General features: G+C 70.3%; 15 protein-coding genes. 10 read left to right on the plus strand and 5 right to left on the minus strand.

From position 1 onward, the window contains the following. The first annotated feature begins 277 nt into the window (after positions 1-277). Entirely contained in the window at positions 278-925 is a 648-nt protein-coding gene (locus ACO057_RS14625) for a DMT family transporter (protein ID WP_421992980.1), read from the plus strand. Further along, positions 922-1,767 carry an alpha/beta fold hydrolase gene (locus ACO057_RS14630; RefSeq protein ID WP_421992982.1) on the plus strand — a complete coding sequence of 282 codons (846 nt, stop codon included), beginning with the start codon at positions 922-924 and terminating at the stop codon, positions 1,765-1,767. The genes ACO057_RS14625 and ACO057_RS14630 overlap by 4 nt, the downstream gene beginning before the upstream one ends. Here ACO057_RS14630 and ACO057_RS14635 read toward each other — a convergent pair. From ACO057_RS14635 to ACO057_RS14650, 4 genes are all read right to left on the minus strand, one after another. Continuing rightward, positions 1,712-2,878, minus strand: coding sequence for an MFS transporter (locus ACO057_RS14635; RefSeq protein ID WP_421992984.1), 1,167 nt, complete (start codon positions 2,876-2,878; stop codon positions 1,712-1,714). The two genes, ACO057_RS14630 and ACO057_RS14635, sit on opposite strands and share 56 nt — an antisense overlap. After that, positions 2,875-3,792 (minus strand): 3-hydroxyacyl-CoA dehydrogenase family protein, encoded by a 918-nt coding sequence (locus tag ACO057_RS14640; RefSeq protein WP_421992986.1) that lies wholly within the window; start codon positions 3,790-3,792, stop codon positions 2,875-2,877. Before ACO057_RS14640 ends, ACO057_RS14635 begins: the two co-directional genes overlap by 4 nt. Beyond that, positions 3,789-4,322, minus strand: coding sequence for a transcription elongation factor GreB (gene greB, locus ACO057_RS14645; RefSeq protein WP_421992988.1), 534 nt, complete (start codon positions 4,320-4,322; stop codon positions 3,789-3,791). The genes ACO057_RS14640 and greB overlap by 4 nt, the downstream gene beginning before the upstream one ends. Positions 4,323-4,389: 67 nt before the next feature. Beyond that, positions 4,390-5,322, minus strand: coding sequence for a dihydrodipicolinate synthase family protein (locus tag ACO057_RS14650; RefSeq protein ID WP_421992990.1), 933 nt, complete (start codon positions 5,320-5,322; stop codon positions 4,390-4,392). A gap of 163 nt (positions 5,323-5,485) precedes the next feature. Between ACO057_RS14650 and ACO057_RS14655 the strand changes: the two genes are divergently transcribed. Further along, positions 5,486-6,472 carry a glycosyltransferase family 2 protein gene (locus ACO057_RS14655; protein WP_421992992.1) on the plus strand — a complete coding sequence of 329 codons (987 nt, stop codon included), beginning with the start codon at positions 5,486-5,488 and terminating at the stop codon, positions 6,470-6,472. Here the strand turns inward: ACO057_RS14655 and ACO057_RS14660 are convergent. Further along, complete coding sequence (locus ACO057_RS14660) at positions 6,431-7,975, minus strand: DUF6311 domain-containing protein (RefSeq protein WP_421992994.1); 1,545 nt, start codon at positions 7,973-7,975, stop codon at positions 6,431-6,433. The genes ACO057_RS14655 and ACO057_RS14660 overlap by 42 nt on opposite strands. A 260-nt stretch (positions 7,976-8,235) precedes the next feature. On the opposite strand from ACO057_RS14660, the gene ACO057_RS14665 reads away from it, so the two are divergent. Genes ACO057_RS14665 through ACO057_RS14695 form a run of 7 tightly spaced genes read left to right on the plus strand, consistent with a single transcriptional unit; the run spans position 8,236 to position 14,936 of the window. Next, entirely contained in the window at positions 8,236-8,934 is a 699-nt protein-coding gene (locus ACO057_RS14665) for a sugar transferase (protein WP_421992996.1), read from the plus strand. A 37-nt stretch (positions 8,935-8,971) separates the two neighbouring features. Then, a complete protein-coding gene (locus ACO057_RS14670) occupies positions 8,972-10,495 on the plus strand; it encodes a flippase (RefSeq protein ID WP_421992998.1) in 1,524 nt (507 codons plus the stop codon). Further along, positions 10,492-11,559, plus strand: coding sequence for a glycosyltransferase family 4 protein (locus ACO057_RS14675; RefSeq protein WP_421993000.1), 1,068 nt, complete (start codon positions 10,492-10,494; stop codon positions 11,557-11,559). Before ACO057_RS14670 ends, ACO057_RS14675 begins: the two co-directional genes overlap by 4 nt. Further along, positions 11,556-12,713, plus strand: coding sequence for a glycosyltransferase (locus tag ACO057_RS14680; RefSeq protein ID WP_421993002.1), 1,158 nt, complete (start codon positions 11,556-11,558; stop codon positions 12,711-12,713). The genes ACO057_RS14675 and ACO057_RS14680 overlap by 4 nt, the downstream gene beginning before the upstream one ends. After that, on the plus strand, positions 12,710-13,582 hold the full coding sequence (locus ACO057_RS14685) for a glycosyltransferase family 2 protein (RefSeq protein ID WP_421993004.1): 873 nt from the start codon (positions 12,710-12,712) through the stop codon (positions 13,580-13,582). Before ACO057_RS14680 ends, ACO057_RS14685 begins: the two co-directional genes overlap by 4 nt. Then, the gene (locus tag ACO057_RS14690; RefSeq protein ID WP_421993006.1) at positions 13,579-14,451 is read left to right on the plus strand and encodes a glycosyltransferase family 2 protein; all 873 of its coding nucleotides are present in this window, start codon (positions 13,579-13,581) and stop codon (positions 14,449-14,451) included. The genes ACO057_RS14685 and ACO057_RS14690 overlap by 4 nt, the downstream gene beginning before the upstream one ends. Then, the gene (locus ACO057_RS14695; protein WP_421993008.1) at positions 14,448-14,936 is read left to right on the plus strand and encodes a GNAT family N-acetyltransferase; all 489 of its coding nucleotides are present in this window, start codon (positions 14,448-14,450) and stop codon (positions 14,934-14,936) included. Before ACO057_RS14690 ends, ACO057_RS14695 begins: the two co-directional genes overlap by 4 nt. The last annotated feature ends 1 nt before the right edge of the window (position 14,937 follow it).

Consider the following 14,937-nt stretch of genomic DNA (forward strand, 5'->3'; position numbering starts at 1 on the left):
AGGATTATCCATGAACTCTTCACCAGACCGCCTGTCGCGAAAGCGCCCTCCCGCGTGAATCCCACCAGCCTTGGGATGCTCTACGCCGTGGCGGCTGGCTTCACCCTCTGCGTCCTGAATTTGATCCTGCGGGTGCTGGCCCAGGAGCTGCCGACCTTCCAGGTCCAGTTCATGCGCTACGCCATGGGCCTTCTCGCCGTGCTGCCCTGGGTGCTGCGCGACGGCCTCGCCGCCTATCGCACGCGCAGCCTCAGCGGACAGATCACGCGCGGGGGCCGTGCATGCCTCGGGCCTTTTCCTGTGGTTCGCGGCACTTCCGCTGATCCCCTTCTCCGAGCTGGTCGCCATCGGCTTCACGGTGCCGATCTTCATCATGATCGGCGCGGTGATCTGGCTGAAGGAGGCGATGTTCTGGCAACGCTGGGCCGCGGCGCTGGTCGGCTTCCTCGGCGTGCTGGTGGTGGTCTGGCCGGGGCTCGCCCATGGCGACAACTGGGGCGCGATCATGATGCTGGCCTCCTCGCCGCTCTTCGCCGCCTCCTTCCTCATCACCAAGGCCCTGGCGCGGCGCGATCGGCCCACGGTGATCGTCGCCTGGCAGTCCCTGACCGTCTCGCTCTTCACCTTGCCCGTCGCGCTCTGGGTCTGGGTCGCGCCGACGCCGGGCCAATGGGCGATCGCGCTGGTCTGCGGCGCGCTGGGCAGCCTCGGGCACTGGTTCCTCACCCATGCCTATCGCCTCGCCGATATCTCGACGGCGCAGCCGGTGAAGTTCCTCGACATGATCTGGGCGGCGAGCCTGGGTTACATCTTCCTCTCGGAGCTTCCCTCCACCTCGACGCTGCTCGGCGCGGCCGTCATCTTCGTCTCCACCACCTGGATTGCCCGCGTCGAGGCGCGGCGCGGAAGGAACCTGCCCGCATGACCACCGAAATCGATTCCCTCGAAGCCCGCGCCCAGCTCTTCCACACGCCCTGCGGCGATGGCCAGATCTCCTGGCGCAGCTGGGGCGACGCGCCCGAGGTGCTGCTGCTGCTGCATGGCGGATCGGGCAGCTGGCGGCACTGGCTGCGCAACATCGACGCGCTCTCGGCGCGCTATCGCTTGATCGCGGCCGACATCCCCGGCCTCGGCGAAAGCGCCATGCCGGTCGGCGCCAAGGACATCTACGACGTCGCCCGGCCCCTGGCCGAGGGCATCGCCACGCTGTTGGGGCCGGACCGGCGCTACCACCTCGCGGGCTTCTCCTTCGGGGCCAATGTCAGCGGGCATCTCGCGGCGCTGGAGGGCGACCATGTGCGCAGCGTGACCGTGGTGGGCGCCGCCTCGCTCGGCCTGCCCCGCCCGCCGTTGGAACTGCTGAAAGTGCGCGACAAGGAAGGCGCGGCGCGGCGCGCGGCCAATGCGGAGAACCTCGCGCGGCTCATGATCCGCGACCGCGCGAAGATCGACGACACCTCGCTCGACATCCAGGAATACAACACCCAGCACGCGCGCTTCCGCAGCCGCGGCTTCGCCTCGGGCGCCAGCCTGAAGGAGGCGCTGGAGAAGGTGACCGCGCCCATCAACGGCATCTGGGGCGAGATGGACACGGTGGCCTGGCCCAATGTGGAAGCCCGCCTCGACGTTCTGCGCGAGATCGACCCTAGCCTGCTCTCCCATGTGATCCTGGGCGCGGGGCATTGGGTCGCCTATGAGGCGCCCGAGGAATTCAATGGGGCGCTTCTTCGCTTTCTCGCGGAACGCGAAGCCAGTACAGGCCGATGAAGGCCGCGAGCGAGAGCGCGATGGTCAGCCACAGCGCGGCCACGCCATAGCCCTCGACGAAGAAGCCGAAGACGGCGGGGGCGAGCGCCGACAGGAAGCGCCCCGGCGCCACGATCATCCCCTGGCGCGCGCCATATCCCGCCGCGCCGAAGACCGCGAGCGGCAGGGTTCCGCGCACGATCGTCAGGATGCCGTTGCCCGCGCCGTGCACCACCGCGAAGACCATGGCGGCCGGCGCGCCGAAGATCAGCAGCAGCCCGGCCGCGACCGGATGGCTGATCTGGGCGAGACGGGCCGAGAGCAGCGGATGCGCCTTGCGCAGCAAGGTGAACTCCAGCACCCGCGCGCCGACCTGCGCCGGGCCGAGCAGCGCGCCGGCGGCGATGGCCGCGGCCGGGGTCGCGCCCGCGGCCAGCAGCAGCGCCGGCAGATGCGCGCCCAGCGCGGCGGCGGTGAAGGAACTCACGGAGAAGATGGCGGCCATCAGCAGGGCCGAGCGCCGCGTCTGGCGGACCGCCGTGGTGGGCAGGGGCTTGGGCTCCACGGCCTCCCTCGCCCCCGCGCGCGGCAGCAGCAGGTTCAGCGGCAGCGCGATCAGCAGCATGATGGCGATCCAGGCCAGGCAGGCGCCGCGCCATCCCCACTCGGATTGCAGGGCGGCCGTGAGTGGCCAGCCCAGCGTGCTCGCGAAGCCGCCGAGCAAGGTGATGCCGGTGATCGCGCTGCGCGCCTCCTTGCCGTAGAGCCGCGCCAGGGTGGCGAAGCCCGCCTCGTAGAGCCCCATCGACATGGCGAGGCCCATCACCAGCCATCCCACGAAAAGCACGACCGGCCCCGAGGCCAGGGCCAGCGTCCCGAGTCCGGCGGCGAAGACCAGGTTGGAGGCGGCCAGCATCCCCCGCCCGCCATGCCGGTCGATGACGGCGCCCACGCGCGGCCCCAGCACCGCCGAGATCAGCATGGCGCAGGAGAAGGCCACGAAGATCGTCGAGGTGCTGACGCCCATGTCGCGCGCCATGGCGGCCGCCAGGATGGCCGGCAGGTAGTAGCTGCCCGCCCAGGCGAGCGTCTGCGTCGTGCCCAGAAGCAGGACGACGCGCGACTTGCTCATACCTCGTCGCGCAGCAGCGGCTGGGCGGCGGCCAGCACGCGTTCGTAGCGCGCGCGCTCGGCGGCGGCTTTCTCCGGAGGCCATTCGCGATAGCCCCGCCCGGTCTTGGGGCCGAGGCGATTCTCGGCGACGAGCTTCGCCAGGCCCGGCGAGGGCTCGGGGCTGTTGTTCAGGCTGGGATAGATCGTCGCGCCCGCGGCGAGCTGCGTCTCCAGCCCGGCGAGCTCCTTCTGCAGGATCGGCCCCGCCGCGAGGTAGCGGAAGCCGAAGCAATAGCGCACGGCGCGGTCCACATCCTCGGCCGTGGCGAGGCCGGAATCGATGCAGGAGAAAGCCTCGCGCATCAGCGCATGCTGGATGCGATTGGCGAGGAAGCCCGGCTCGTCGCGCGAGACGCGGATGGGCATGCGCCCCAGGCTCTCCATGATGGCGAAGAAGCGGTCGAGCACCCAATCCTCCGTCGCCTCGCCCTTCACGACCTCGACGCCGGGGACGAGATGCGCGGGCAGGAAGAAGTGCAGGTTGCACATGCGCGATTTCGTCGCGCAGTCGCGCGCGATGTCGCTGATGCGATAGCCCGAGGCGTTGGAGCCGATGGGGATGCCGGCCGGCACCCTGCGGTCCAGCACGCCGAAGATCTGGCGCTTGAGCTCCATCCGCTCGGGCGCGGCCTCGATCACGCAGGCGGCCTGGGCGAAGGGCATCTCCTCGATGGCGGCGTGCAGCGTGAGCCCCGCTTCCAGTGCCGGATCCGCGCCGAGCTGCGTCAGCGAAAGGCGCACGCGCTCGCGCTTGGCGGGCCAGGATTCCGTGGCGGGCTCCTGCGCCGCGACGGTCCATCCGCCGGCCAGGAAGATCGCGGAAATGTCGCAGCCCATGAGGCCCATGCCGATGACGGCGGCTGTCTCGCTCATGCGTCGCGCTCCGGGTAGAAAATCTTCATCACTTCGATCTCCTCCACGCCCGAGGGCGTGCGCAGCTTGATGAGGTCGCCCTGGCGCTTGCCCAGCAGCGCGCGCGCCACCGGGGAGACCCAGGAGATGCGGCTCAGGCTCGCATCCGCCTCCTCCATGCCCACGATGGTCACGGTCACCTCGGAATCGTCCTCGCGCGCATAGGTGACGGTCGCGCCGAAGAAGATCTGGTCGCGCCGCTTCTGGTCGCGCGGATCGATTACCTCCGAGCGCGCGATCCGGCGGCGGATGAAGCGCACGCGGCTGTCGATCTGGCGCAGGCGGCGCTTGCCGTATTGGTAATCCGCGTTCTCGCTGCGATCGCCGAGCGCGGCCGCCCAGGAGACGATCTCCGTCACCTTGGGGCGCTCGCCGTGCCAGAGTTCGTGGAGCTCGGCCTGGAGGGCCGCGAAGCCGTCGGGCGTCATGTAGAAGGGCGTGCCGGCGGGAACGCCGGGCGGCCCCTCGTCGTCGTCGTCCTCGTCGCTCATGGGATGCGAAGGCCGCCGATGCCCTGCCGGGCACCGGTGACCAGAGCAAAACGCCCCCTCGGGCGCTTCATTCCGCCGCGAGCTTCAGCGCGACGGGGTCGCGCTGCGCCAGGCGCGCCAGCATCGCGTCGACTTCCGCGCGCGTGGCGTCCGAGAGCTTCGGCCCCGGCGCGCGCACCGTCGCATGCGCGATGATCCCGCGGCGCATCAGCACGTATTTGCGCACGGCGAGGCCCAGGCCCGGCTGATGCTCGGTGCGGATGAGCGGCAGATGCGCCTCGAAGAGGTCCATCGCCTCGTCGCGCTGCCCGGCCAGGATGAGCTCGCGCACGCTCTTCAGCATCTCCGGGAAGGCGTAGCCCGTCATGATGCCGTCGGCGCCGCGCAGCGTCTCCTCGGGCAGGAAGATGCCGCCATTGCCGCCATAGATCGCGATGCGGTTCATCTCGCCCTTGGCCATCATGCCGACGAGAGTCGTGATCTTGTCGAGGCCGGGCCATTCCTCGGCCTTCAGCATCACGCAGCGCGGATCGGCCGCAAGGGTCGCGATCACGCGCGCGGGCATGGTGACGCCCGTGGCCTGGGGGAAATCCTGCAGCACCCAGGGGGCGGGCGCGACGGCCTCGGCCGCGCCCTGCAGCCAGGAGAGCACCGTGTCGTCGCCGCGCAGGCCGGTGGGCGGGGCGATCATCACGCCGGCCGCGCCCGCGTCCATGGCACGCTCGGTCAAGGCGCGCATCGGCGCATAGCCGGCGGCCGAAACACCCACGATCACGGGCAGGCCCTTCGCGTGCTTCAGCACCACGCGCACCAGGCGCATCGCCTCCTCGGCGTCGAGCTTCGGGGCCTCGCCCATGATGCCGAGAATGGTCAGGCCCGTCGCGCCCGCCGCCGCATAGGCCTCGGTCATGCCCGCGGCGCTGCGCTCGTCCATGGCGCCATCGGGCGTGAAGGGCGTCGGGCAAATGACGCAGACGCCGGAGGCTTGGGCGGTGAGCATGGAACTTCTCCTTTGGAGCGTCGAAAGCTAGACCCGATGCACGCCGCTGCGAAGGATGGACGAGGGCCGAAATGGTGGAATGCGACCGGCGATCCGCGTTCTGGCCGGGCCTGTATCGAATATCGCCCAGGAATGGCCTTGATCCGTTGCCATGAGGGGCCGCATGCAATCCAGCCCTGCCCCCCCGGCCCTTTCGGTTATCGTCCCCTGCTACAACGAGCAGGAGGTCCTGCCCGAATTCCACGCCCGCCTCGTCCCGGTGATGGACGCGATGGGCTGGCCCTGGGAGGTCGTCTACGTCAATGACGGCTCGCGCGACACGACGCTGGCCGTGATGTCGGCCCTGGCGGCGGCGGATGCGCGGGTGGCGATCGTCAATCTCTCGCGCAATTTCGGCAAGGAGATCGCGTTGACGGCCGGGCTCGACCACAGCCGCGGCAGCGACGGCGTGATCGTCATCGACGCCGACCTGCAGGATCCGCCCGAGGTCATCCCCGCGCTGATCGCGGCCGCGCAGCAGGGCTATGACGTCGCCTATGCGCAGCGCAGCGCCCGCCATGGCGAGAACATCCTCAAGCGCGCCACGGCCTCGGCCTTCTACCGGCTGATGCAGCGCCTCGGCGGCAAGGTGCAGCTGCCGCGCGACACGGGCGATTTCCGCTTCATGTCGCGCCGCTCGCTCGACGCGCTGCTGACGCTGCGCGAGCAGCACCGCTTCATGAAGGGCCTCTTCGCCTGGGTGGGCTTCCCCTCCGTCGCCGTGCCCTATGAACGCGCGCCGCGCGCCGCCGGCGAGACCAAGTGGAATTACTGGAAGCTGTGGAACCTCTCGCTCGAGGGCATCACCAGCTTCACCGTGGGGCCGCTGAAGATCGCGACCTATCTGGGGCTCGCCACCGCCCTCTTCGCCGGGGTCTATCTGCTGCAGCTCGTCATCCGGACGATCTTCTTCGGCAATCCCACGGCCGGCTATCCGAGCCTGATGGCCGTGATTCTCTTCTTCGGCGGCGTGCAGCTCATCACGCTCGGCATCATCGGCGAATATCTCGGCCGCATCTTCAACGAGACCAAGGGGCGGCCGCTCTATTTGGTCGAGCGGCACCTGCCCTCATCGGCAGACCGTCAGGTCCCCCACCGCGCGGCAGGCTAAGCCCGAAAGCCCGGCCTGGGCCTGGCCCACGCGCAATTCGCCCGGCGCCAGCGGCGAGGCGGAGACCTCGGCATCCGTGCAGCGCGGCGGGCTGCGCCAGCGCGCGGCATACATCGTGTTCACCGGGCGCGGCGTCTCGCTGGCCAGCAGCAGCAACTCCAGGGTGCGGATGCGCGCCGCGTCGTCCTCGGCCGCGATGCAGGGCCAGGAGGGCAGGAAGGTGACGCGGCTGGCCTCGCGGAAGAGCGGGCGGAGCGCGTCGGCCTCAACCGTCCAGGGCGCGTGGTGCCGCGCCCAGTTGCGAAGGCCATCGCGCATCGGCGCCGCATCCATGAATTGCAGCAGGCCGCAGGCGCAGAGGATCACGACCCCGCGCGAGCCGCGGCTGGCGAGCAGCACGGCCGCGCCGATCATCAGCGCATAGCCCACGGGCCAGAAGAACCGGCCAGAAGCGCGGAACTGCTCCAGGAAGCCGGGCGCGGGGCCGAGGTCCAGCACGATCCGCCCGCCCATCCCGATGCGGAAGGAGACCGCGATCGCCGTCAGCGCCAGCAGCGCCAGGACGAGGCCCGCATGCGCGCGCAGCCCCGGCGCGATTTGCCGCCGCGCCACCAGCACGCCCGCGATCAGCGCCGCCCAGAGGCCGATGCCGAGCCAGTTATAGCCCTCCCAGCCGCCATGGCCGGTGGCGTCCACCTCGGCCGAGACCCAGCCGCCCAGCATCAACGAGCGGAAGGGCCAGATCGGCGAGAGCAGGTTCAGCGCATATTGCCCATAGCCCCCGTCGCCCGAGGCGCCGAAATAGCCGAAGAGCGCCATCACGCCGATCATGGCGGCCGCCGCGCAGGCCGCGCCCATTCCCGCACGCCAGAAACGCTCGCCGCGCAGCAGCACCGTCAGCGGCACGGCGGCCAGCAGCGCCAGCGACATCAGCGCGAGATAGGGATGGATCAGCAGCGCCACCGCCTGCCACGGCACGGCGATCCACCACCAGCGCGGCGATTCCACCAGCCGGAAATACAGCCCGAGCGACACCAGAATGACGAAATGCCCGCAGAGCGCCGCGTGGCCGTAGCGGAGGATGAAGGCGGGCATGGCGCTGGCCATCGCGGCCACGCCGATGGCCGGCCAGAAGCCCCGCACCCCCGCCCCGCGCAGCGCCCAGACCGCCGCCATAGGCTGAAGAGTCCAGGCCAAGGCATAGAAAATCCCGATTCCGTGGAAGCCTTCGGGCAGCCAGGAGGCGAAGAGCTTCAGCGGGAGGGCGAGTGCCGGAATTCCGTCCAGAAACGCCAGGTTCACATTGCCGAGCGTGCCCACCTGGAGCGGCGGCCATTGCCAGGCATCGGCCAGGAAATGCCGCTGGGCGATCGCATGCTGCGCTGCGTCACCGACCGGCCGCCAATCCAGCCCGGTTCGCGGCCAGATGAAATCGAGCCCGAACAGATGGATCGCCAGGATTGCTCCCAGAGCGCATGAGGCGGGATAAGCGAAACGGGACACCAAGAACTCCAGGCCAACTCCATTCGTCGTGGCATTTCAGCTTCTTGCCGGCAAGGCATCAGTTTTTTTGCGTTGCCACATTCCTGCCCCAAGCGGGCCAGATTGCCGCCCGCGATGGGGGGTTATCTCCCATCGTGGCCAGGGAGCGGATGATCCGATCCCGCGCCGCGATCAGATCGGCGACAGGGCGCTTCGGCCCCAGTCGCGGTGAGCGAGGCAAGATGCCCGGGTTGGACGCTTTTACGTCCCTGCAGCGTGAAGTGACCCTCCGCGAAACGCGGATGGGTGGCGAATACCGCGCTCCCAGCGTGATCATGGCCCCTCCCCACGCCCAATGGCGCGAGGGGGCGAGGCCCGCCCTCAAGCGCGCGATGGACGCGGCCGGCGCCGGGCTGCTGCTGCTGGTTCTGGCCCCCTTCATGCTCGCCATCGCCCTGACGATCCGCCTCGACGGCGGCCCTGCCCTCTTCGGCCACCACCGCGTGGGCCGCAACGGTCGCGACTTCGCCTGCCTCAAGTTCCGCTCGATGGTCATCGACAGCCAGGCCCGCCTCGAGGCGCTGCTGGCCCGCGACCCCGCGGCGCGCGCCGAGTGGGAAGCCACCCACAAGCTCAAGAACGATCCGCGCATCACGCGCCTCGGCCGCTTCCTGCGCGCCACCTCGCTCGACGAGCTGCCGCAGCTGATCAACGTGCTGCTCGGCCAGATGAGCCTGGTCGGCCCCCGCCCGGTCATCCAGACCGAGCTCGACCACTTCTACGGCGCGGCCGCCGCCCACTATATGAGCGTGCGCCCTGGCCTGACGGGTCTGTGGCAGGTCTCGGGTCGCTCGGACACCAGCTACGCCCAGCGCGTGGCGCTCGATGTGGCCTATGTCTCCCGCCCCTCGATCTGGACGGACGTCACCATCCTGGCCCGCACGCCCATGGCCGTGCTGTCGCGTCGCGGGGCCTGCTGAGCTAGGTTCGGCGCCTTCAACCAAGGCGCATCAATCCATGAGCCAGACCATCGAGGCGCGGGCCGGTGCGCGCCGCCTCATCTCCGGCATGTTCTGGAATGCGCTGGGCCGGGGCCTGCCCCTGCTCCTCGCCTTGGTCCTCACGCCCATCCTGGTGCGCGAGATGGGGCTGGAACGCTGGGGCCTCTTCACGCTCGCCCTCGCTCTGGTCGGCGTCTTCGGCATCTTCGACCTGGGGATCGGCCCGGCCCTGACGCGCGGCCTCTCCGAGCGCATGGCCGAGGGCGAGGATGCCCAAGCCGGCAAGCTGGTCGGCACGGCCATGGTGGCGCTGGGCGGATTCGCCACGCTGGGCGCCCTCGTCTTCTGGTCCATCCTGCCCTGGATGATCAAAGGCGCGCTCAATGTGCCGCCCGAATTGCAGGAGGAGGCGCTGATCGCCTTCCGGATTCTGGCCTGCTCGGCGCCGCTCATCGTCATCAACGCCGCCCTTTGGGGCGTGCTGGCGGCGCATCAGAAGTTCGCCGCAGCCAACCTCGTCACCATCCCCGTCGCGGCCATGTATTATGTCGGCCCCGTTCTGCTGCTGATGGTCTGGCCGAGCCTGGTCGCCGTGATGCTGTCGCTGGTGGCCTGCCGCCTGGCCAATACGCTCTCCTATATGTGGCTGGCGCGGCCGCTCCTGCCCCGGCTTTCCGTGGGCAGTCCCGCGATGGTGCTGCCGCTGCTGCGGATCGGCGGCTGGATGACCTTCTCCTCCATCCTCAACCAGGCCCTGCTCTATGCGGACCGCTTCCTGATCGGCGCCATGCTCACTTTGGCGGCCGTCGCGTATTACGCCACGCCGCTCGACCTCGTGCTGCGCATGTGGATCCTGCCCATCGCCATCGCCCAGGCGCTGCTGCCGGCCATGGCCTCGGCCTTCCGCACCCTGCCCGAGGTCACGGCCGGATTGCTGCGGCGGGGCGCGATGATGATGATCCTGCTGACCCTGCCGCCCTGCCTCGTCCTGGCCGGCGCGGGCGACTGGGCGCTGCGGCTGTGGCTGGGGGCGGAATTCGCGACCAATGGCGGGATGGTGCTGCGCATCCTGGCCGCGGGCATCTTCTTCTCCTGCGCCTCCTTCTCGGCCAATGCGCTGCTGGATGCGATGGGCCGCCCGGACGCCACGGCCAAGCTCGTGATGGCCGAGGTGGTGATCTTCCTGCCCGTCTCGGCGCTGATGCTCTGGCTCTTCGGAATCGAGGGCGCGGCGGTGGCCTGGGGGCTGCGCGCCTTCGCCGACTGCATCGGCAAGTTCTGGCTCGCGGGCTGGCTCTATCCGCCGGCCCGCGCCTCCGTGCGCGCCCTCGCCTTGCCGCTGATCCTCGCCTTGGCGGCATTGGGCGCGACGGTGCTGGCGGCGGACTGGCGCTGGGCCATCGCCATCGCCCTGCCCGGCTTCCTGGCCGTCGCGGCCGCCACGCTGCGCGCGCTCACGCCGATCGAGCGCGCCACGCTGCGGCCGCTGCTGCGGCGGCCCTGGCAGGTGCGCCGTCTGCTCCAATCGGAACTCGCATGATCGTTCTCAACGGCCGCTTCCTCACCCAGGGCCTCACCGGCGTGCAGCGCTATGCGCGCGAGATCACGCGCGCTCTGGACGCGCTGGTCGCGGCCGGCGAGGCGCCGCCGATCCGGCTCGTCGCGCCGCCGGGGGCCGAGGGGCTGGAGGCCTTCCCCTTCCTCGCGCCGAAGATCGTCGGCAGCCGGACGGGCCAGGCCTGGGAGCAGATCGACCTGCCGCGCGCGCTGTCGGGCGATTTCCTGCTCAATCTGGGCAATACCGGCCCGCTTCTGGCCGCCGGCAACCAGGCCGTGGTGATCCACGACGCCGGCGTCTTCGACACGCCCGAGAGCTATTCCTGGCCCTTCCGGAACTGGTACCGGACGATGCAGCGGATGCTGGTCTTTCGCGGCGCGCGCATCCTCAGCGTCTCCGAATTCTCCGCCGGGCGGATCGTCGCGAATCTCGGCATCGCCGACCGCGACATCGGCGTGACGCTGGAGGGCGGCGAGCACATCCTGCGCGAGCCGGCCGACCGCGCGATCCTGGAACGCCACGGCCTCGCGCCGCAGGGCTATGCGCTCGTCGTGGGCACGGGCGCGGCGCATAAGAATCTTGCCGCGCTGCGCGACGCGATCGGCGCGCTGGGCGCGCGCGGACTGGTTCTCGCGGTGGCCGGGGCGAAGGATGCCGGCGTCTTCCGCCAGGAGGGCGGCGCGGAGCTGGACCAGCACATCCGCCCGCTCGGCCGCGTCTCCGATCCGGAGCTGCGCGCGCTTTATGAATCGGCGCTCTGCCTCGTCTTTCCCTCGCGCTACGAGGGCTTCGGCCTGCCGCCGGTCGAGGCCATGTGGTGCGGATGCCCCGTGGTCGCGAGCCGGATCGGCGCCGTCGCGGAAGTCTGCGGCGAGGCCGCCTTGTGGTTCGACGCGGCGCGGCCCGCGAGCCTGGGCGAGGCCATCGGCCAGCTCGCCGACGATGCGGAGTTCCGTGCCTCGATCGCGACCGCGGGCCGCCATCGTACTGCCGGTTTCTCCTGGGATGCAGCGGCAAGAAGACTGTTGGGATATCTGCCGCGATGAAGATCGCCATCATCCATGAATGGCTGGACAGCTACGCCGGCTCCGAGCGCGTGGTGGAGCAGATGCTCGCCTGCTTTCCGCAGGCCGATCTCTACGCACTTTGCGACTTCCTGCCGGACAACCAGCGCGGCTTCCTGGGCGGCAAGGTGCCGCGCACCAGCTTCATCCAGCGCCTGCCGCTTGCGAGAAGAATGTTCCGCAACTACCTCCAGCTGATGCCGCTCGCGGTCGAGCAGTTCGACCTGCAGGGCTACGACCTCGTCGTCTCCTCGTCGCATGCCGTGGCCAAGGGCGTCATCACCGGGCCGGGGACGAAGCACGTCTCCTATGTGCACAGCCCCATGCGCTATGCCTGGGACCTGCAGCACCAGTATCTGCGTCAGGCGAAGCTCACGCGCGGGCTCAAGGGGCTCTACACGCGCTGGCTGCTGCACAAGCTGCGCGCCTGGGACCAGCTGAGCTCGGCGCGGCCCGACGTGATCCTGGGCAATTCCAGCTATATCGTGGAGCGCATCCGCAAGGTCTGGCGGCGCGAGGCCGAGGTGCTGCACCCGCCCGTCGATCTCGAGGGTTTCCCGCTGAGCACGGCGCCGCGCACCCACTTCCTCGTGGCCTCGCGCCAGGTGCCCTATAAGCGCATCGAGCTCGTGGCCGAGGCCTTCGCGCGCATGCCCGATCTGAAGCTGGTCGTGGCCGGGGACGGCCCCTCCGCGCCGCTCGTCGCCGAGGCGGCGAAGGGCGCCGCGAACATCGAGATCCGCGGCCGCGTGCCGCAGGCGGAACTCATCGCGCTGCTGCAGGGCGCGCGCGCCTTCGTCTTCGCCGCCGAGGAGGATTTCGGCATCGCGATGGTCGAGGCCCAGGCCTGCGGCACGCCGCTCATCGTCTATGGCCGTGGCGGCGCGCGCGACATCGTGGCGGAGGGCACGACCGGCCTGTTCTTCGAGGAGCAGAGCGCGGACGCCATCGTCGCCGCCGTGCGCGCCTTCGTCGCGAGGGAGGCCGCCTTCACGCCCCAGGCCTGCCACGCCCAGGCGCAGCAGTTCAGCATCGCGGAGTTCCGCCGCAAGCTTCTGGAAGTGGTCGGACGAGACCTCGCGCCGCCGATTCAGCCCTCCGCGCCTGCGGCGCTTCGGTCATCGGAGGCGACGTGATTTCCCTCGTCGTCTCCACGAAGGGCCGCGTCGCCGAGATCGGCGCGCTCTTCGACAGCCTGCTGGCCGATGCCACCGCCCCCTTCGAGGTGCTGCTCGTCGACCAGAACGAGGACGGCCGTCTCGACGCGCTGGTCGAGGCCTATGCCCCGCGCCTGAAGCTGCGGCACCTGCGCAGCCCGCGCGCCCATGCCAATGCCGGGCGCAATCTCGGCCTGCGGCATGCCGCCGGCGATCTCGTGGGCTTCCCCGACGACGACTGCGTCTTTCCGCCCGGCGTGCTCGGCCAGGTGCGCGCCGCCTTCGAGGCGGAGGCGACGCTCGCCCTCCTCACCGGCCCCGCCGCCGCGCCGCAGGGCGGCCTCGGCTCGGGCCGCTGGAACGCGACCGGCGGGGCGATCACGCTGCGCAACGTCTGGACCAGCGTGATCGAGTTCAACCTCTGGCTGCGGCGCGACGTGGCGCTGCAGCTCGGCGGCTTCGACGAGGCGATGGGCCCCGGCGCGCGCTTCGGCTCGGCCGAGGGCAATGACCTCGTCTGCCGCGCCATGGCCAGGGGCCTCACGGCCCGCTACGCGCCGGAGCTGCGCGTGGTCCATCCCGACAAGCGCCTCACGCCCGAGGCCGTGGCGCGCGCCGGCCGATACGGCCTGGGCCTCGGATTCGCGCTGCGCCGGCATGGCGTGCCGGCGGGCGTATGGGCGCCCTTCCTCTATCGTCCCCTGGCGGGCGCGGGCGTCTCGCTGCTGCGCGGGCGGCTGCTGAACGCGCGCTATTACCTCGCCACCTTCCAGGGCCGGCTCTCGGGCTTCCTTTCCGCCGATTCCCGCGCCCTGCCCCATCCCGCGCCGCTGGAAAGCCTCGCATGAGGATCGCCGTCGGCATCGCCACGCGGGGCCGCCCCGCCATCCTGGGCGAGGTGCTGGCCGAGCTCGACCGCCAGACCCGCGCGCCGGATCGCATCGTCATCTGCCACGTCACGGAGGACGACGTGACGGGCCTGGCGGCGCGCTTCCCCGGCGTCGAATTCCTCACCGCCCAGGCCGGCCTGCCGCGCCAGCGCAACCGCATCCTCGATGCCATCGGCGATTGCGACGCCGTGCTCTTCCTGGATGACGACTTCCTCGCCGCGCCGCGCTGGCTGGAAGCGCTGGAGGGCGTGCTGACCGCCCATCCCGAATGCGCCGTCGCCACCGGGACCGTCATCGCCGACGGCGCCAAGGGCCCGGGCATCGAGGTCGAGGCCGCGCGCGCGATGCTGGCCGCCGACACGCCGCCCGCCGATCTCCTCGCCTTTCACGGGCACTTCAACGGCTATGGCTGCAACATGGCGCTGCGCCTCGCGCCCGTCCGCGCGCACGACCTGCGCTTCGACGAGAAGCTGCCGCTCTACGGCTGGTACGAGGATCTCGACCTCACGCGCCGCCTGCTGCCCTACGGCGAGATCTACCGCCTGGAGGGTGCGCGCGGCGTGCATCTGGGCACGAAGAAGGGGCGCGTTCCCGGCATCAAGCTCGGCTATTCGCAGGTGGTGAATCCCGTCTATCTCGCGCGCAAGGGCAGCTATCCCTGGAGCCACGCGCTGCGCTCGGTCGCGCGGCATTGCGCGATGAATCTCGCGCGCTCGCCGATGCCGGAGCCCGAGGTGGATCGCTGGGGCCGCTTCCGCGGCAATCTGCGCGGCCTGATCGACCTCGCGACCGGCCGGGCCGATCCGGAGCGGATCCTGACGCTGTGAGCCAGGGATCCGCGAATGGGGCGACCTGGCGCATCGTCCGGATCGCCGACCGGCCCGACCTCGTGCCCCTCGTGGCGAACTGGCTGTGGGACGCCTTCTGGCAACCCAATGGCCACCGCCTGGAAGAGGTCCGCGAAATCGTCTCCGAGGCCACGGCCGAGATCGGCACGCCGCAGAGCTTCGTGCTGCTGGCGGGCGATACGCCCTGCGGCACGGCGAGCTTCGTGTCCGCCGATCTGGAAATCCGCAACGACATCGGGCCCTGGCTGGCCGGCGTCTACGTCGTGCCGGAGGCCCGTGGCCAAGGCTGCGCGCGGCGCCTCGTGGCCGCAGTGGAGGAGGAGGCACGCCGGGTGGGCGATGAATCGCTCTACCTCTACACGAATGATTCGCAGGGGCTCTACGAGAAGCTCGGCTGGTACGTGATCGAGGAAACGGTCGACAACAACCATCCCGTCACGATCATGCGGCGCGACCTCGCTTAGG

Source organism: Roseococcus sp. (assembly GCF_965227005.1).
In the GTDB taxonomy this organism is placed as follows: Bacteria; Pseudomonadota; Alphaproteobacteria; order Acetobacterales; family Acetobacteraceae; genus Roseococcus.